At 74.1% G+C, this 17581-nt stretch carries 16 protein-coding genes; 9 read left to right on the forward strand and 7 right to left on the reverse strand.

The window, feature by feature from the left end; translation table 11 throughout:
* The first annotated feature begins 6 nt into the window (after positions 1-6).
* The 5 genes from R3E88_15765 to R3E88_15785 are packed head-to-tail and all read left to right on the forward strand — an operon-like array spanning position 7 to position 6331.
* The gene (locus tag R3E88_15765) at positions 7-756 is read left to right on the forward strand and encodes a TetR/AcrR family transcriptional regulator (GenBank protein MEZ4217943.1); all 750 of its coding nucleotides are present in this window, start codon (positions 7-9) and stop codon (positions 754-756) included.
* On the forward strand, positions 753-1793 hold the full coding sequence (locus R3E88_15770; GenBank protein MEZ4217944.1) for an HlyD family secretion protein: 1041 nt from the start codon (positions 753-755) through the stop codon (positions 1791-1793). Before R3E88_15765 ends, R3E88_15770 begins: the two co-directional genes overlap by 4 nt.
* Positions 1783-3375 (forward strand): DHA2 family efflux MFS transporter permease subunit, encoded by a 1593-nt coding sequence (locus tag R3E88_15775; protein ID MEZ4217945.1) that lies wholly within the window; start codon positions 1783-1785, stop codon positions 3373-3375. The genes R3E88_15770 and R3E88_15775 overlap by 11 nt, the downstream gene beginning before the upstream one ends.
* Entirely contained in the window at positions 3372-5057 is a 1686-nt protein-coding gene (locus R3E88_15780) for a hypothetical protein (GenBank protein ID MEZ4217946.1), read from the forward strand. The genes R3E88_15775 and R3E88_15780 overlap by 4 nt, the downstream gene beginning before the upstream one ends.
* Entirely contained in the window at positions 5054-6331 is a 1278-nt protein-coding gene (locus R3E88_15785; protein MEZ4217947.1) for an MFS transporter, read from the forward strand. Before R3E88_15780 ends, R3E88_15785 begins: the two co-directional genes overlap by 4 nt.
* Here the strand turns inward: R3E88_15785 and R3E88_15790 are convergent.
* The 3 genes from R3E88_15790 to R3E88_15800 form a co-directional block, all read right to left on the reverse strand.
* Positions 6328-8079 (reverse strand): SLC13 family permease, encoded by a 1752-nt coding sequence (locus tag R3E88_15790; protein MEZ4217948.1) that lies wholly within the window; start codon positions 8077-8079, stop codon positions 6328-6330. The genes R3E88_15785 and R3E88_15790 overlap by 4 nt on opposite strands.
* 72 nt (positions 8080-8151) lie before the next feature.
* Positions 8152-9267 carry an acyl-CoA dehydrogenase family protein gene (locus R3E88_15795; GenBank protein MEZ4217949.1) on the reverse strand — a complete coding sequence of 372 codons (1116 nt, stop codon included), beginning with the start codon at positions 9265-9267 and terminating at the stop codon, positions 8152-8154.
* A 14-nt stretch (positions 9268-9281) separates the two neighbouring features.
* On the reverse strand, positions 9282-10463 hold the full coding sequence (locus R3E88_15800) for an acyl-CoA dehydrogenase family protein (protein ID MEZ4217950.1): 1182 nt from the start codon (positions 10461-10463) through the stop codon (positions 9282-9284).
* A 281-nt stretch (positions 10464-10744) separates the two neighbouring features.
* On the opposite strand from R3E88_15800, the gene R3E88_15805 reads away from it, so the two are divergent.
* Positions 10745-11347 (forward strand): hypothetical protein, encoded by a 603-nt coding sequence (locus R3E88_15805; protein ID MEZ4217951.1) that lies wholly within the window; start codon positions 10745-10747, stop codon positions 11345-11347.
* The gene (locus R3E88_15810; GenBank protein MEZ4217952.1) at positions 11344-13386 is read left to right on the forward strand and encodes an alpha/beta fold hydrolase; all 2043 of its coding nucleotides are present in this window, start codon (positions 11344-11346) and stop codon (positions 13384-13386) included. The genes R3E88_15805 and R3E88_15810 overlap by 4 nt, the downstream gene beginning before the upstream one ends.
* Here the strand turns inward: R3E88_15810 and R3E88_15815 are convergent.
* Positions 13383-13658 carry a DUF4404 family protein gene (locus tag R3E88_15815; GenBank protein ID MEZ4217953.1) on the reverse strand — a complete coding sequence of 92 codons (276 nt, stop codon included), beginning with the start codon at positions 13656-13658 and terminating at the stop codon, positions 13383-13385. The genes R3E88_15810 and R3E88_15815 overlap by 4 nt on opposite strands.
* Before the next feature lie 122 nt (positions 13659-13780).
* Here R3E88_15815 and R3E88_15820 point away from each other — a divergent pair, with 122 nt between their 5' ends.
* Both R3E88_15820 and R3E88_15825 read left to right on the forward strand, forming a co-directional pair.
* Complete coding sequence (locus tag R3E88_15820) at positions 13781-14773, forward strand: DnaJ C-terminal domain-containing protein (protein ID MEZ4217954.1); 993 nt, start codon at positions 13781-13783, stop codon at positions 14771-14773.
* On the forward strand, positions 14770-15066 hold the full coding sequence (locus tag R3E88_15825) for a chaperone modulator CbpM (GenBank protein ID MEZ4217955.1): 297 nt from the start codon (positions 14770-14772) through the stop codon (positions 15064-15066). The genes R3E88_15820 and R3E88_15825 overlap by 4 nt, the downstream gene beginning before the upstream one ends.
* Here the strand turns inward: R3E88_15825 and R3E88_15830 are convergent.
* From R3E88_15830 to R3E88_15840, 3 genes are all read right to left on the reverse strand, one after another.
* The gene (locus R3E88_15830; GenBank protein MEZ4217956.1) at positions 15063-15383 is read right to left on the reverse strand and encodes a DUF167 domain-containing protein; all 321 of its coding nucleotides are present in this window, start codon (positions 15381-15383) and stop codon (positions 15063-15065) included. The genes R3E88_15825 and R3E88_15830 overlap by 4 nt on opposite strands.
* A gap of 47 nt (positions 15384-15430) precedes the next feature.
* Positions 15431-16600 carry a GGDEF domain-containing protein gene (locus R3E88_15835; GenBank protein ID MEZ4217957.1) on the reverse strand — a complete coding sequence of 390 codons (1170 nt, stop codon included), beginning with the start codon at positions 16598-16600 and terminating at the stop codon, positions 15431-15433.
* Positions 16601-16724: 124 nt separating this feature from the next.
* A complete protein-coding gene (locus tag R3E88_15840) occupies positions 16725-17567 on the reverse strand; it encodes a sugar phosphate isomerase/epimerase (GenBank protein MEZ4217958.1) in 843 nt (280 codons plus the stop codon).
* Between the last annotated feature and the right edge of the window lie 14 nt (positions 17568-17581).

Here is a 17581-nt window from a genome sequence, read left to right on the forward strand (position 1 = left end):
CCCCGCATGTCCGAGACCCCCGAGCCCGCCGCGCCGCCCGCGCGCGATGCCCGCCGCGCGCGCCGCCGGCCGACCGCCGACGAGCGCCGCGAGGAGATCGTGAGCGCCGCCATCCGCTGCTTCGCCGAGCGCGGCTTCCACGGCACGACCACGCGCCGCATCGCCGAGGCGGTGGGCATCACCGAGGCGGCGCTGTACCGCTACTTCGCGAGCAAGGACGCGCTCTACGACGCGATCGTGGAGCGCAAGCTCCGCTCGCCCTCGCTCGTCGATGCCGTGCGCGCGGATGCGGCGCGACGCGACGACGACGCCGTCTTCCGCGGGCTCGCGCGCGCGATCCTCGAGGCGGGCACGGGCGACCCCGACTTCGTGCGGCTGATGTTCTTCACCGGCCTCGAGTCGCACGCGCTCGCGACGCCGCTCTACGTCGGGCGCATCGAGCCCGTGCGCGCGTTCGTCACGAGCTACGTGCGGTCGCGCATCGAGGAGGGCGCGTTCCGCGCGATCGATCCGATGCTCGGTGCGCGCGCGTTCCTCGGGATGATCTGGGACTACCTGAACGTCCGCGTCGTCCACGGACAGGCCGAGGTGTATCCGCAGGGCCTCGACGAGGTCGTCGACACCTTCGTCGACCTGTTCCTCGCGGGCATCGCGATGGGTCGCGACGACGGCGGCGCGGCCCCGCGCGTGGGCGGCGGCGCGGCCGCCTCGGCGGACACGGGCGGCGCGGCCGCCGGAAGGGAAGAAGGCTCGTGACTCCGGCTCGGCGCTTCGCGCTCTCGCTCCGCGGCGGCAAGCCCGGCACGTGGATCAGCATCGTCGCGCTCGTCGTCGCCATCGCGGCGGGCGCGTTCGAGTACCACCGCCGCTCCGGCTTCGAGCGCACCGACGACGCGTTCGTCGAGGGCACGCTCGGACGTCTCGCGCCCGAGGTGTCGGGGCGCATCGTCGAGATCCTCGTCGACGAGCACGAGGCGGTGGCGGCCGGCGACGTGCTCGTGCGGCTCGACCGCGCGGATTTCGTCGCGCGCCTCGACCGCGCGCGCGCCGATCTCGACGCCGCGCGCAACCGGATCGAGGCCTCGCAGGCCTCGGCGGCCTCGTCCGAGGCCGGGGCGAAGGCGGCGCGCGTCGAGGTGTGGCGCGCGGGGCGCGAGCTCGCGCGCGTCGAGCAGCTCGTGCGGAGTGCGGCCGCGAGCGCGCAGCAGCTCGACGCGGCGCGCGCCGCGAACGACGCGGCCGTCGCGCGCGTGCGCGCGCTCGAGCTGCAGGCGAAGGCCGAGCGCGAGGTCGTCGCGAACGAGGCGCCGCTCCGCCAGGCCGAGGCGGCGCTGCGCGAGGCCGAGCTCGCGCTCGCCCGCACCGAGGTGCGCGCGCCCTTCGACGGCGTCGTCGGCCGCAAGAGCGCGCACGAGGGCGACATCGTGCGCGAGGGGCAGCCGCTGATGGCCCTGCGCCGCAGCGAGGCGAGCTGGATCGTCGCGAACTTCAAGGAGACGCAGCTGCGGCGCATGCGCGTCGGCGCGCCGGCCGACGTGCGCGTCGACGCCTTCCCCGCCTTCACGTGGCACGGCCACGTCGAGTCCTTCTCGCCCGCGAGCGGTGCGAAGTACGCGCTCATCCCGCCGGAGCCGGCGTCGGGCAACTTCACGAAGGTCGTGCAGCGCGTGCCCGTGAAGATCGTGCTCGACGAGGTCGAGAACGACGAGGGTCGCGCGCCCGTCGCGAGCGCGACCGACGCCCCCGTGCTCGCGCTCGGCCTCTCCGCCGAGGTGGCGGTCGATGTCCGCTGACGGAGCGGCGCTGCCCTCCCTCACGTCGGAGGAGGACTACCGGCTCGACCTGCGCCGCATCCTGATCGTCTTCTCGACGATGCTCGCCGTGCTGCTCGAGATCATCGACACGAGCATCGTGAACGTCGCGATCCCGTCGATGATGGGGAACCTCGGCGCGACGCTCGACGAGATCGACTGGGTGATCACGTCGTACATCATCTCGAACGTCGTGATCATCCCGCTCACGGGCTGGTTCGCGGCGCGCTTCGGGCGCAAGCGCTACTTCACGGTCTCGATCGGCATCTTCACCGCGTCGTCGCTCATGTGCGGCGCGTCGATGACGGTCGACCAGCTGATCTTCTGGCGCATCGTGCAGGGGCTCGGGGGCGGCGCACTCGTCGCCACGTCGCAGGCCATCCTCGTCGAGTCGTTCCCGCCCTCGAAGCAGGGCGTGGGGCAGGCGCTGTTCGGCATCGGCGCGATGGTCGGCCCGAGCCTCGGGCCGACGCTCGGCGGCTTCCTCACCGACAACTACTCGTGGCACTGGTGCTTCCTGATCAACGTGCCGCTCGGCATCCTCGCCGCGACCCTCGTGATGGCGAACCTCGAGGATCCGCCGCATCTCTCGGGCGGCCGGGGCGGGCGCGTCGACTGGCTCGGCATCGCGCTGCTCGTCGTCGGCGTGGGCTCGCTGCAGACCATGCTCGAGCGCGGCCACAAGGACGACTGGTTCGAGAGCCCGCAGATCGTCGCGCTCGCGATCGGTGCGGCCGTCGGGCTCGGCGGGCTCGTCTGGCGCGAGCTGCGCATCGAGAACCCCATCATCGAGCTGCGCGTGCTGCGCCGCCCGCAGCTCGCGATCGGCTGCGTGCTCGGCGCCGTCACCGGCATGGGCCTCTTCGGACTGATCTTCCTGTTCCCGGTCTACACGCAGACGCTGCTCGGCTGGACGGCGTGGAACTCGGGCCTGGCCGTGCTGCCGTCGAGCATCGCGACGGCGGCGATGATGGCGATCATCGGGCCCATGGTCTGGCGCGTCGGCCCGCGGCCGATCTTCCTCGTCGGCATGGCGCTCATGCCCGTGACGCTGTGGATGATGAGCCAGTGGACGCTCGCGTCGGGCTGGGAGGACGTGCTGCTCCCGCAGCTCATGCGCGGCATCACGATGGGCTTCCTGTTCGTGCCGCTCTCGACCGCGGCGCTCCGCTCGCTGCCGTCGCGCGAGATCGTGCACGGAGCCGCGATGTACAACCTGTTCCGGCAGCTCGGTGGGAGCTTCGGCATCGCCGCGCTCGCCTCGATCCTCGACCGCAGTGCCGAGCTGCACCGCACCGAGCTCGCGCGGCACGTCGGGCCCTTCGACCTCCCCACCGTCGCACGGCTCGACGCCCTGTCGCAGCACTTCGTCTACGCGGGCGTCGACCCGGCCGCCGCGCAGGTCGCCGCGACCGGGATCATCGATCGCATGCTCGGCATGCAGGCCTCGATGGAGGCGTTCTACGACGCCTACGCCTTCATCGGGCTCGCCTTCCTGTTCGTCTTCCCGGTCGCGTGCAAGCTCGCGCGCCACGCGCCGGGCAAGTACGCGCCGATCGAATGAGCGCGCGCACCGGTGCGCGCGAGCGCGCGGCCTTCGCCGCGCTCGTCGCGCTCCAGCTCGTTCCCGTCTGGGCCTTCGGGCCGTTCGCGACGCAGGACGGTGCGACGCACCTGTTCAACGCCGTCGCGCTCGCGGAGTGGTCCGACCCCGCGCGCGCGCTGCTGCGCGAGGTGTTCGCGGTCTCGCGCGAGCCGAACCCGAACTGGACGGCGCAGCTCGTGCTCGCGGCGCTCGCGCGCGCGCTCGACCCGGACGTCGCGGAGCGCGTGCTCGTCTCGGCGTACGTCGTGGGCCTCCCGCTCGCGCTGCACGCGCTCCTGCGCGCGCTCGGGCACGCGCGGCCGTGGCTCGCCCTCGCCGCCGTGCCGCTCGCGCACGGCTTCGCGCTCGGCATGGGCCTCTACAACTTCTGCCTGAGCGTCGCGCTGTGGGCGTGGGCGCTCGCGCTGTACGTGCGCGCGGCGGAGCGTGGCGGCGTCGCGCGCTTCGCCGCGTTCGGCGCCGCGTGCGTGCTGCTCTACTTCACGCACGTCGTCTCGACGCTCGCGCTGGCGGTGACGATCGGCGCGCTCGAGCTCGCGGAGCTCGCGCGCGCGCCGCGCGCGTGGCGCGCGCAGGCCGCGCGCGTCGGCCGGGCCGCCGTCGCGGCGCTTCCGTGCGCGCTCCTCGTGCTGTGGTTCGCGAGCTCGGAGGGCGGGCCGGCGGGTCTCGTGTTCGCGGGTCGCGCCGTGCTCGTGAACGTGCGCAACACGTTCGCGCTCGTCTTCTTCTCGGCCTGGGGCGACCAGGACGTCGCGCCGCTCGCTCCGATGCTCTTCGCGCTCGCGCTGCTCGCGACGTCGCTCGACCGCCGCGGCGCGCGCCACCCGGCCGCGCGCGGGCTCGGCATCGCCGCGCTCGCGCTGCTCGCGCTCGCGGTCGTGATGCCGTCGTCGTCGCTCGCCGGCGAGATGCTGACGCCGCGCCTCGTCCTCTACCCCGTGCTGCTCGCCGCCGCGTGGATCGGCGCGCGCACGCCCGACGCCGACGGCGCCGGCGGCGCCGGCACGGGCGACGCGGGTAGAGCGGGCCGCGCGGGCGACGCGACGGGCAGTGCGGGCCCGCGGCCCGCGAGCCTCGCAGGCGTCGCGCTCGGCCTCGCGGCGCTGCTCGCGGCCGCGGTCGCCGCGCTCGACCAGCGCGCTGCGTCGGCGGAGCTCGCCGCCTATCACGCGTGCGACGCCGCGATTCCGGAGGGCGCCGTGCTGCTCCCGCTCACGTTCGAGCCGACGGCGCGCTTCGCGGGCGTGGGCTCGCTCTACGCGCCGGTCGACCCCTTCGTCCACGCCGGCGCGCGCTCGGCCCTCCGCCGCGGCGCGGTGAACCTCGACAACCACACCGCCGAGAACGGCAACCACCCGCTCGTGTGGCGCGCGGGCTTCGTGCCGGTGCGCACGATCGGCTGCGTCGAGTGCATGCCGCCCGTCGACCTCGACCTCGAGGCCTACCCGCGGCCCGTCGACGCCGTGCTGCTGTGGAAGGCGCCCGCGAGCGTGCCCGGCGCCCTCGGGCGTGCGCTCGCGCGCGACTACGCGCTCGCCTGCGGCGCCGAGCCGGGTGCGCGCACGCAGCTCTGGGTGCGGCGTGCGCGCGGCGCCCGCGAGCCCGCCGCGGTGCCGCGCGCGCCGGAGGGCGGCGCGTGAGCCCGGACGCGCCGCGCGGGCGCGGGCTCCTCGGTGCCTTCGGTGTCTATCGCGACGCCCGCCTGCTCGCGATCTTCGGCATGGGCATCGCGAGCGGGCTGCCTCTCCTGCTCACGACGTCGACGCTCGCCTACTGGCTCGCGCGCGAAGGCCTCGACACGACGTCGATCGGCCTGTTCGCCGCGGTGGGCCTGCCGTACGCGCTCAAGTTCCTGTGGGCGCCGGTGCTCGATCGCGTCGCGTGGCCCGGCATCGGGCGCCTCGGCCGGCGACGCTCGTGGATCCTCGCGACGCAGGCCGGGCTCGTCGCGGCGATCCTCGCGCTCGGCGGCGCCGAGCCCGCGGCGCGGCCGCTCGCGACCGGCCTGCTGGCCCTCGCGATCGCCTTCCTGTCCGCGACGCAGGACGTCGCCGTCGACGCGTATCGCATCGAGATCCTGGGGACGCACGAGCAGGGGCCGGGCGCGGCCGCGACACAGGCGGGCTATCGCGTCGGCCTCGTGCTGGCCGGTGCGGGTGCGATCGCGCTCTCGGACTTCGTCGCCTGGAACCTCGTCTTCGCGTCGCTCGCGGGCGTGCAGGCGCTCGCGATGCTCTTCGTCGTCGCCGCGCCCGAGCCCGCGCCGACCGCGGGCGCCTCGATCGCGGACGCGCCGATCGCGCGCGCGTGGGTCGAGCCGCTCGCCGACGTGCTCCGCTGGCCGCGCGTCGGTGCCATCCTCGCGTTCGCACTGCTGTACAAGCTCGGCGACGCGGTCGCGGGCGCGATGGCGAGCCCGTTCTACGTCGACCTCGGGTTCTCGGGCGTCGAGATCGCGAGCGTGACGAAGGTGGCGGGCGTCGCCGCGCAGGTCGTCGGCATCGCGGCGGGCGGCGTGCTCGTCGCGCGCGCGCGGCTCGGGCCGGCGCTCCTCGTCGGCGGCGTGCTGCAGGCGGCGACGAACCTGCTGTTCTCGTGGCTCGCGGGCGAAGGCCACGACGTCGCCGCGCTCGCGGTGGCCGTCGTCGCGGACAGCTTCACGGGCGGCGTCGCTGCCACGGCCTTCGTCGCGTACTTCTCGGGCTGGAGCCGCGGGCCGTACAGCGCGTCGCAGTACGCGCTCCTCACGTCGCTCATGGCGCTCGGGCGCGCGCTCTTCGGCGCGGCCTCCGGGTGGCTCGCCGCAGAGCTCGGATGGGGCGCGTTCTTCGCGCTCACCGCCGCGCTCGCGCTTCCCGGCCTCGCGCTGATCGCCGTGGTGCCGCAGCCCGGCGAGCGCGGGGAACGTAGTTAGGCGGCGGCGATGATCCAGGCGAAGGTGAGCGCGCTGAGCGGGAGGCCGAGCCGCGCGTAGTCGCCGAAGCGGTAGCCGCCCGGTCCGTAGACCATCAGGTTCGTCTGGTAGCCGATGGGCGTGAGGAACGAGCACGAGGCGGCGACGGCGACCGCGATCGCGAAGCGCCGCGGCTCGATGCCGACCTCGGTCGCGGTGGCCACGGCGATCGGGAACACGAGCGCGGCGGCGGCGTTGTTCGAGATGAACTCGGTCAGCGCGAACGTGGCGAGCACGACGGCCGCGAGGGCGAAGCGCCAGCCGAGGCCGGACGCGCCCTCGACGACGCGATGCGCGAGCGCAGCGGCGAGCCCGGAGTCCTCGATCGCGGCGCCGATGCCGAAGGACGCCGCGATGACGACGAGCACGTCGATCTCGATCGACGCGCGCGCCTCGTGCACCGTGAGTGCGCGCGTCGCGACGACGGCGAGCGCGCCGAGCAAGGACGCGTGCAGGATCGGCAGCGCGCCGCTGCCCGCGACGACGACGACGCCGAAGGCGATCGCCGCCGGCAGCACGCCGCGAACGCCGCGGGGCCGCACCGGCGTGGCGTCGTCGTCGGCGACGACGACGAAGTCCGGGCGGTCGCTCCAGCGCGCGGAGAATCCCTCGTCGGCGAGCAGCAGCAACGTATCGCCGAGTCGCAGCTTCACGGCGCCGAGCTTCGCCGCGACGGGCGCGCCCTCGCGGTGGATGCCGACGATCGCCGCGCCGTAGCGCGCGCGGAAGCCGACCTCCTTGGGTGTCCTCCCGAGCAGCGGTGAAGCGGGACCGAGCACGACCTCGACGAGCCCGTGCGCGTTGCCGTCGAGCCCGAGCAGGTGCGAGTGCTCGGCCGACACGAGGCCCGCGTGCGCGCGGAGCTCGGCCACGTCGCGCGCCTCGCCGACGAAGAGCAGGTGGTCGCCCGCCTGCAGCACGGTCTCCGGCGTGGCCGGCGCGAGCGGCTCGCCCGCGCGCTCGATCTGCGCGAGGAAGACCCGCTCGAGGCTGCGCAGGCGCGCCGCCTCGACGGTGCGCCCGACGAGCGGGCCGCGCGGGTCGACGAGCATGCGCACGACGAACTCGCGCTCGGCGGCAGCGAGGCGGCTGCGCGGCGAGTCCCGGTCCGGCAAGAGGCGCGGCGCCGTCCACGCGAGCAGCGCGACGCCGAGCGCGGCGAGCGGCGCGCCGACGCGCGAGATCTCGAACACGCCGAGCGGCTCGCCGCCCGCCGCGTCGAGCAATCCCGAGACGACGAGGTTCGTCGACGTGCCGAGCGTCGTCGCCACGCCGCCGAGCACGACCGCGAACGACAGCGGCATCAGCGTGCGCGAAGGCGGGACGCGCTGCGCCTCGGAAGCGCGCAGGATCCCGGGCATCAGCACCGCGAGGATGGGTGTGTTGTTGAGGAACGCGGAGGCGGCGGCGGAGGGCACGAGCAGGCGCAGCAGGCCCCGCACGGGAGCCTCTCCGGCGACGACGGCGCCGCGCAGCAGGGGTCGGAGTACGCCGCTGCGCTCGACGGCGCGCGCGACCACGTAGAGCGCGGCGACCGTCATCGGCGCCGCGTTCGCGAAGCCGGCGAAGGCGCGCCGCTCGTCGACGACGCCGAGCGAGAGGAGCGCGACGAGCGCGCCGACGACCGCGATCGCCGGCGACGTCCCGCGCACCATGAGCGCGAACATCGCGACGACGACGCACGAGGTGGCCCATGCCGCGGCGGTCACGGCGCGGGAGCGTAGGGCGGGCTCGGGTCGCGGGCGATGGGGGTCGCGCGGGGCTGCGCGCCGATCGTTCGCTCAGTCGAGCACGTCCGCCGCGACGAGCTCCTCGAGGTAGGGCGTGTCCCACCAGGAGAGCTGGAGCGCCTTGGCGCGCCGGAAGAACATCTGCTGGTCGTACTCGATGGTGAACGCGACGCCGCCCCAGATCTGGGCGCACACGCGCGTCGTCTCGCGATAGGTCTCGCAGCAGAAGAGCTTCGCCATCGGGGCGAGGCGCGCGACCTCGCGCCCCTGCGCGCGGTTCCAGGCCGCCTCCCACACGAGCACGCGGCCGCCGTCGATGCGCGTCGACGCGTCGGCCATGTAGTGCGCGAGGGCCTGGAAGGCGCCGAGCGGCTTGTCGAACTGCACGCGCTGCTTGGCGTAGTCGACGGTCTCCTCGAGGCAGCGCTGCGCGCCGCCGACCGCGGAGGCCGCGAGCAGCACGATGCCGTCGTGCATCGCGGCGTTCCACGTCGCCCATCCGGTTCCCGGCGCACCGATGCGCGCGCTCGCGGGAACGCGCACGCCCGCGAGCTCGACGCGGTACTGCGGGTCGCGGCCCTGCGCGAGCACGTGCTTCATCGTCACGCCCTTCGCCTGCGGATCGACGAGGAAGAGGTCGACGCCCGCGTCGGTGCGCGCCAGCACGATCAGGCGATCGGCCGAGCTCGCGTAGCCGACGTGGCGCTTCACGCCGTCGAGCACGAAGTCGCCCCCGTCGGCCTTCGCGCGAAGTGCGATGCCGCGCTCGCCGTAGCCGCGGTCGGGCTCGAGCCAGGCCGGCGTCAGGATGGCGTCGCCGCTCGCGATCTTCGGCAGCCACTCCTGCTTCTGCTCGTCGCTCCCCGCGGCGAGCAGCACGCCCGCGCCCATCACGCACGAGACGAAGTGCGGGACGGGCGCCATCGCGCGGCCGATCTCCTCGTACACGAGCGCGGCGTCGAACAGCGTCATGCCGCCGCCGCCGTACGACTCGGGGATCAGGATGCCGTTCAGCCCGAGCTCGCCCATCTGCTTCCACAGGTCGTCGGGGTAGCCCTTCGGGTCGTCTTCCATCAGACGGACCGTCTCCGCGGTCGAGTGCTCTTCGAGCATCGAGCGCGTCATGTCGACGATCATCTGCTGCTCTTCGGTGAGGTCGAGGTCCATCGGAGGGGCTCCCGCTAGAAGTTCTTGGGCAGGCCGAGGTGCCGGCGCGCGATGATGTTCTTCTGGATCTCGGACGCACCGCCGCCGACGGTCTCGTTCATCGTCGCGCGATAGGCGCCCTCGAAGCGGCCGAGCAGGGGCGCCTCGTCCTGGCCTTCCATGATCGTGCCGGTCGCGCCCATGATGTCGAGCGCGTCCTTGCACACGCGCTGCGACAGCGTCGTCGTGAACAGCTTGTACTGCGACGACTCGACGGTCGGCGGCTTGCCGCCGCTCTTCGCCGCGCACACGAAGCGCGTGCTGAGCGCCTTGGCGACCGCCGTGTCGGTCACGATCTGCGCGATCGTGCGGCGCACGTTCGGGTCGTCCTTGAGCGGCTCGTCGTCGCGCGTCGCCTGCTTCACCCAGTCGACGAGCACGTTGGTGCGGTTCGCGATCGGCGAGAGCGTGAACATCGTGAAGCGCTCGAGGTCGAGCGCCTCGGAGATGTACTGGAAGCCCTTGCCGCGCTGTCCGACGAGGTAGTCGTCGGGCACGAACACGTCGTGGAAGAAGACCTGGTTCGTCGTGTCCTTGCCGATCGTCGGGAGGCTCTGGACCTCGAGGCCCGGGTGGTCCATCGGGATCAGGAAGAGCGAGAGGCCGTCGTGCTTCGGCTTGTCCGGGTCGGTGCGCGCGCCCACCCAGTACCAGTCGGCGAAGTGCGCGGACGTCGTCCACATCTTCTGGCCGTTCAGCAGCCAGCCGCCGTCGACCTTCTCGGCCTTGAGCTGCATGTTCGCGGCGTCCGAGCCCGCGTTCGGCTCGCTGTAGCCGACGGCGAACTCGATCTCCGCGCGCAGGATCTTCGGAAGGAACTCCTGCTTCAGCTTGTCGCTGCCGTGGCGGATCAGCGTCTTGCCGATGATGCCGACGCCCTTGCCGATCTGCGGCGCGGCGTGCTTCGAGAGCGCTTCGTTCAGGATGTACTCGTAGACGCCCTCGATCTCCTGGCCGCCGTACTCCTTCGGCCACGACATCCCGAGCCAGCCCTTGTCGGCGAGCTTCTGCATGAACGCGCGGCGCTCGGGCGTATCCGAGAGCTGCGTGAAGTTCTCGCGGTGGTGGTCCATCACGACGGGGTCGTGGTTGTCGACGAGCCACTGCTCGACCTCGTCGGCGAACTTCTGCTCGATGGGGGAGAAGTCGAAGTCCACGGAGCTTCCTCCTGAGGGTGTCGGGCTGCCGGCCGCACGCGGACCGGAGCGGTGCCGGCTCTCGCGCGCGCCGGAACCGTCGAGTCGTCGGCGGTCGCGTTCGGTCTCTTGCGGTCGCGGACCGTCGCGAACGGCGCAAACGGCGCGACCGCGCTCGTCACGCCGTCGCGCGCGGCGCCGGCACGCTATACGAAACGAGGCGTATTGTAAATCGCCCCGCTCGCCCGTCGACTCCGATCCCGGACTTGCCGCGGCGGCCGCGCGGCGGGCAGGCTGTGCGCGTGGCCCCCGTCCCTGCCTCTCGCGCCGCCCTCGCGTGCCTCGGCGTTCTCGCCATCGGCGCGCTCGTCGGTTGCGCCGCCTTCCGGCCGCTTCCGGAGGGCTCCGACTTCGCCCTCGCTCCCGACGAGGGCCTGCTCGTCGTCCACACCGAGACGGACCGCCCGATCGTGTACGTCGCGGTCGACGGCGAGCGCGTCGTGCGAGGGCTCGCGCGCGGCGTCCGCTACGAGATCGTCGTCGCGAAGGCGGGCTCCTATCGGTGGAGCGGGTTCATGCTCGCCGAGCGCGACGACGAGTCGCGCGTCCTGCGCAGCCGCGTGCAGACGCGGCGCGTGAACGACTACTGGCGATTCCGCGTCGAGCCGGGCGTCCTCAACTACCCCGGGCAGCTCGTCGTCTACACGGCCGGCGGCCTGCGCAAGGGCATCGCCGACGCCCGCGTCGTCGACCGCAGTGCGCTCGTGTACACGACGCTGCGCGAGTGGAATCGCGAGCTCGTCGATCGCTTCCCGCTCGTCTACACGGGCGGCACGCGCGACGTCTTCCTCGAGCGCGTGGTCGGGCGCGGCGATGCCGCGCGCGAAGGAGCGGGAGCGCCGTGAGCGCGCGCCGGCTCGCGCTCGCCTGCGTCGCGACGCTCGCGCTGCTCGTCGCCGGCGCGCGCCACGCGCCGGCCTTCGAGCGCAAGCCGGTCGCGATCGCCGCGTTCTTCCGCCCGCCCGAGGTGCAGCAGGTCCGCGTGAGCGCCGACGGCGCGTTCCTCACGGCGATCGTGCGTCTCGGTGCGAAGCGCGAGATCCGCGTCTACCGGCGTTCGAGCATGGAGGTCGACGTCGCGCTCAAGGTCCCGAGCAGCGTCGACCTCGACGTCGAGTGGGTCGCCCGCGACCGCTTCGTGATCGAGTCGTGGCGGCGCAGAGGGACGAAGTGGGCGTACGAGGTGGTGGTCGTCGGCGGCGACGAGGGGAGGGTCATCCAGTCGCGCCACGCGCTCGCGGTGGCCGGGACGATCGTGGCGCCGCTCCCGGGGAGCGACGGCCACGTGCTGTTCCAGCGGGCTCGCGACGTCTACCGGATCGACCTGCGCGAGATCGCCGACGAGAAGGCCGTCGCGAAGTGGATCGCGGACGACCGCCGCGTCACGCGGCTTCCGGAGGGCGCCTCCACCGCGGTCGTCGACCGCGACGGAGACGTGCGCGCCGCGCTGGTGCTGGAAGACGACGACGGCGAGGTCGCGCGGCGGCGCATCGTGCACCGCGCGCGGGGCGCGCGCGCGTTCCGCGAGGTGCTCGCGTGGGATGCCGACGAGCCGTTCTTCGTCGCTCCACTCGGCTTCACGGCCGACGGCGAGCGACTCCTCGTCGCGTCGAACCGCGATCGCGACCGCTTCGCCCTCGTCGAGCTCGACCCCGCGACGGGCGCGGAGGGGCGCGTGATCTTCGAGCACGAGACGGCCGAGATCGTCGACCTCGCCTGGAGCTACGACCGCGCCTCGCTCGCCGGCGTGGTCTACCTCGACAACGGCGAGCCGCGCATGCACTACCTCGACGGCGCCTACGCGGCAGAGCGCGAGCGCATCGCGGCCCTCGCGCCGGGCCACACGGTGCGGGTGCTGTCGACGAGTGCCGACCTCGGCGTCGTCGCGTACGCCGCCTACTCCGATACGGACAGCGGCGGCTTCTCCTTGTTCGACGCGAAGGACGGCAGCGCGCGCGAGATCGGGCGCGTCTCGACGCTGCTCGACGCGATCGACTTCGCGCCGCGGCGCCGCTTCACCGTGCGCGCGGCGGAGGGGCCGGAGATCGAGGCGATCTTCACCGAGCCCGTGGAGCCGCCTGCGCCGATCCGCGCGTGGGACGAGCCCGCCGCACCGCGCACGCCGCCGCTCGTCGTGCTCCCGCACGGCGGGCCGCTCGGCGTGCGCGACGACCTCGGCTTCGATCCCGTGGCCCAGCTGCTCGCCTACTACGGGTACGCCGTGCTGCAGGTGAACTACCGGGGTTCGGGCGGGCGGGGCAAGGCGTTCGAGGCGGCGGGCTTCGGCGAGGTCGGCCGCGGCATCGAGGACGACATCGACGCCGCCTACGACTACGTCGTCGCGCAGCGCTGGGTCGACCCGGATCGCGTCGCCGCGGTCGGCGGGAGCTACGGCGGGTACGCCTCGCTCATGGGCGCGATCCGGCATCCCGACCGCTACCGGTGCGTCGTCAGCTTCGCGGGCGTGACGGACCTTCCGGTCCTCTTCGACGAATGGCCGGCGCGGCGCTCCGAGCGCGTTCGCAACCATCTGGTCGATCTGGTCGGGGACCCCGATCGCGATCTCGAGGACATGGTCCAGCGTTCGCCCGTCTATCGCGCGAGCGAGATCTCGACGCCCGTCTTCCTCGTGCACGGTTCGAAGGACGTGAACGTCGACGTCGACCACGCCTACCGCATGCGCCTCGCGCTCGAGCGCGCGGGCGTGCCAGTGCGATTCCGCGTCCTGGCGGGGCTCGACCACTCGTTCGGGAGCCCGGCCACGGCCGACGACATCCTGGAGGACGTCCTTCGCTTCCTCGACGAGCACATGAAGCCGCGCGCGGCGCGCGGAGGCGCCGGGGATGCGGACCGCGCCGGGCGCGGCGAGGGATCGGCCCGCTAGAGGCCCATCTCGGCGAGCGCGTCGACGACGCGCCCGGTCGCCCAGGTGAGCTTCGGGTGCGTGCGCTCGAACTCCTCGAGCGCCGCGCGCAGGCGCGCGCCGAGGCCGGACGGCAGCTCGGGAGGCCCGTCGCCACACTCGGCGAGGGCGCGCCGGATGTCGTCGGCCGCGAGGCGCAGCTCCGCGCGCAGCGGACCGTCGAGCTCGACCCCTTCGAGCTCGGCGTGCAGCGCTTCGAGGGTCTCGTGGAGGGTGCGCGTCTTGTCCGGCACGGGCGGCCTCGCTGGGAGCGGGTGGCGCAGGGCCGCGGGAAGGACTCCCTCCCGGGCGGTCGCGCAGCATAGCCGCGCCGGCCGTCGACCACAGCGCAGCGGCGCCGCTATGGTGCGCGGCCATGGAGGACGAGGACCTCTACGCCGTGCTCGGCGTCGATCGCACGGCGGACGCCGACGCGATCCGCACGGCCTACCGACGGCTCGCGCGCGAGCACCATCCCGACGTCAACCCCGACGATCCGGCGGCGGAGGAGCGCTTCAAGCGCGTCTCGGCCGCGCACCACGTCCTCTCGGACCCCGACAAGCGCAAGCTCTACGACGAGTTCGGGCGCGCGGGGCTCGCCGACGGGTTCGACCCCGAGCAGGCGCGCGCCTACCGCCGCTGGGCGGAGGGCGCGCGCCGCAGCCCCTACCACGAGACGTTCCGCGCGCAGGGAGCGGGCGACGAGGACGTCGACATCGAGGAGCTGCTCTCGAGCTTCTTCGGCGGCGCGCCCGGTGGCGCGCCGGGCGGAGGCTCCGCGCAGTGGCGCGCGGCGCGCGGGCCGCGCCGCGGTCGCGACGCGCGCGGCGACGTCGAAGTCGGCTTCCTCGACGCGGTGCGCGGCGGCGAGGTGTCGATCGAGCTCGAGGGGCACGGGCGGCTGCGCGTGCGCATCCCGCCCGGGGCCGACGACGGCACGCGCATCCGCCTCGCCGGCAAGGGCGAGCCGGGACGCGACGGAGGCCCGCCCGGCGATCTCGTGCTCGCGTTGCACGTGCGCCCGCACGCGCTCTACGAGCGCGACGGCGACGACCTCTCGTACGACCTCCCCGTGACGCTTCCCGAGCTCGTGCTCGGCGCGGAGGTCGACGTGCCGACGCCCGACGGCGCCGTCTCGATGACCGTTCCGCCCGGCTCTCCCAACGGCCGCCGCCTGCGCCTGCGCGGCAAGGGCGCGACCCGACGCGGCGCGAAGAGCGGGGAGGGCGCGCGCGGCGACCTCATCGTGCGGCTCGTCGCCGTGCTGCCCGAGGAGAGCGACGCGCTGCGGCGCGTCGCCGAGGAGATGCGCTCGCTCTACGAGGGCGCCGACGTGCGCGCCGCGGTGGCGGAGGCGGCGCGGCGATGACGACGCGGACCTACACGCGCCGCGAGATCGCGGTGCTGCTCGAGCTCGACGAGCCGTTCGTCGCGGCGCTCGAGCGCGAGCGGGTGATCGAGATGGACGCGCCCGACGACGCGCGCGGCGGCTACTCGGAGCGCATGCTCGAGCGGGTGCGCGTCGCCCACCAGCTCGTCGACGAGCTCGAGGTGAATCTCGCCGGCGCGGCGGTGATCGTGCGCATGCGCGAGGAGCTGATCGGCGCGCGGCGCGACCTGCGCGCGCTGCTGCTCGAGCTGCGCCGGCGCGGCGGTCGCTAGCTCGTCGAGCCGCGCGGCGCTTCGACCTGCGCGCGGAGCCGGGCGCGGACGGCCTCGAGCGCCTCGCCCGAGATCAGGAAGCGCTTGTCGTGCGAGGTCGCGCCCGCGAGCAGCGCGACGCGCGAGCGCGGCACGCCGAGCGCCCGCGCGAGCACGCGCGCCACGGCGTCGTTCGCCTTCCCCTTCTCGGGCGGTGCCGTCACGGCGACCTTGAGGCGGCCGTCGTGGACGCCCGCGATGGCGTCGCGCCGCGCGCGCGGCGCGACGCGCACGCAGACGACGACGCCTTCCTCGCGCGCCTCGAGCGACGGCTCCACGGCGCGGACGCTAGGCGAGCCGCCCGCCGCCGGCCATGCGCGGTCGGCTACCGGGGAGTCGGCGACGCGGCGGAGGGTTGCGCGGCTTCGCCGGCGAGCGCGGCGCTCTCCGACGCGACCTCGACCCGGTCGCGGCCGCCGTTCTTCGCGCGGTAGAGGGCGCGATCGGCGCGCTCGACCCACTCGGGGGGCGACTCGCCGTCGCGAAGCTGCGCCACGCCGATCGAGGCCGTGACGCCGATCGGCGGCCAGTCGTCCACGGCGATCTCGAGCTCGCGCAGCGCGTGGAGCGCGCGCTCGGCGAGCTGGCGCGCCGTGTGCTCGTTCACCTCGCGCAGGACGATCGCGAACTCCTCGCCGCCGTAGCGCGCGATGTAGTCGTCCTTGCGCATGAAGCAGCGCGCGAGCACGTCCGCGACGCGGCGGAGCACCTCGTCCCCGAAGCGGTGGCCGCGCTCGTCGTTGACGCGCTTGAAGTGGTCGATGTCGAGCATGAGGAGAGCGCGGTCGGTGCGGAAGAGGAGGGAGAGGTCGACCTCGCGCTCGAGCTGCTCGTCGAAGGCGCCGCGGTTGAACAGGCCGGTGAGCGCGTCGGTGGCCGCCTCGCTGCGCGCGGCCTCGAGCTCGGCGCGCAGCGCGTCGAGCCGGCTGGCGAGCTCGGCGACCTGCGTCGCGCTGCGCTCCTCGCGTTCGGTGAGCACGCGCGCGATCACGGTGACTGCGTCCTGCGCCTCGGCCTTGATGCGCGCGGCGTCGCCGTCGCGGACGGCCGCTTCGAGGCCCTGCATGCGCGCGCTCACCTGGTCGTCGCTGATGCGGTCGGAGGCGAGCGAGCGACGCAGTCCGCCGAGGAAGGCCCACGTCGCCTGGCGGTAGTGGCCGAGCGTCGTGGTCACGAAGTCGCGCTCGGCGCGCCGGTGGTCGCGGAATGCGCGCCGCGCGCGGCCGGTCTCGCGCTTCGCGGGCGGGCCGCCGCCCTCCGGAGCACCCTCTCCCGGAATCGGCGCGCCCACGAGGATGTGGCGCGCCCACTGGTCGAACGCGCCGCGCGTCTCGAGCGCGCCGGCCTCGTCGAGGTCGAAGGCGTTCTCGCCGTACGTGCGGAGCAGGTCGGCGGCGAGGTCGAGTGCGTCGTCGGCCGAGACGCCGGCGGCGGCCGGAGCCGCCGCGCGCTCGGCCGGAGGGTCGCTGCTGGACTTGTCGCGTCGGAAGAACATGGCCGGCTATCGGTGCGATGCGGCGTCGACTCCACGGCGAAGTGCGCGACGGCGCGCGACGCGCCGGCGCCCTCGCGGGATCGCCGGAAGCCCGCTCGGAGGAACGCCCGATCCCCGCAGTCGCCTAACGTCGAAGCCGCGCGCGCAGGAAGCCGATCGCGTCGCGCGCGAGCTGCTCCTCCGACTCGAACGCGTTGCGCCAGACGTTCGCGGCGGCGACGAGGCCCGGGTCGCGCGTGCCGAACGCCTCGACGACGACCCAGTCGTCGTAGCCGATCGCGGCGAGCGCCTCGAACGTGCCGCTCCAGTCGACGCGGCCCGTGCCGAGCGTCCCGCGGTGGCTCTCGCTCGCGTGGACGTGCAGCAGCTCGCCGCGCACCGCGGGCAGTGCGCTCCGCGCGTCGGGGTCCTCGATGTGCGCGTGGTGCGTGTCGTAGAGGACGCCGACCGACGCGAGCCCGACGTCGCGGACCATGCGCGCCGCGCGCTCCGACGTGTTGACGAGGTGCACCTCGAAGCGGTTGAGGAACTCGAGGCCGAGGCGGATGCCCGCGGCGGCCGCCCGCTCGCCCGCCGCGCGCAGGAAGTCGGCGCTGCGCCGCCACTCGTCCTCGGTCGGCGGGAGACCGGTGAACACCTTGTGCGCCTGGTAGAGCGCGCCCACGAGGAGGTCGGCACCGAGCGCGGCGGCGGCATCGATGCGCTGCGCGATCAGCGCGAGGGCGGCGCGTCGCACCGCGGCGTCGGGCGAGATCGGATTCGCCTCGGGCGGAATGAAGGTGGCGGTCGTGACGGCGAGGCCGAGCGTCTCGGTCGCGCGTCGCAGCGCCGCGATCTCCGCGTCGGGCTGTCCCACGACGGGGATCTCGACACCGTCGTAGCCGGCGCTGCGGAGCATCTCGAGGACGGGGAGGTGCGACGAGTCGATCTCGACGCCCCACAGCAGCAGGTTCATGCCGATGCGCACGATGTTAGGCCTCC

The sequence above is a fragment of the Myxococcota bacterium genome, assembly GCA_041389495.1.
Classification (GTDB): Bacteria; Myxococcota_A; UBA9160; order UBA9160; family UBA4427; genus JAWKRT01.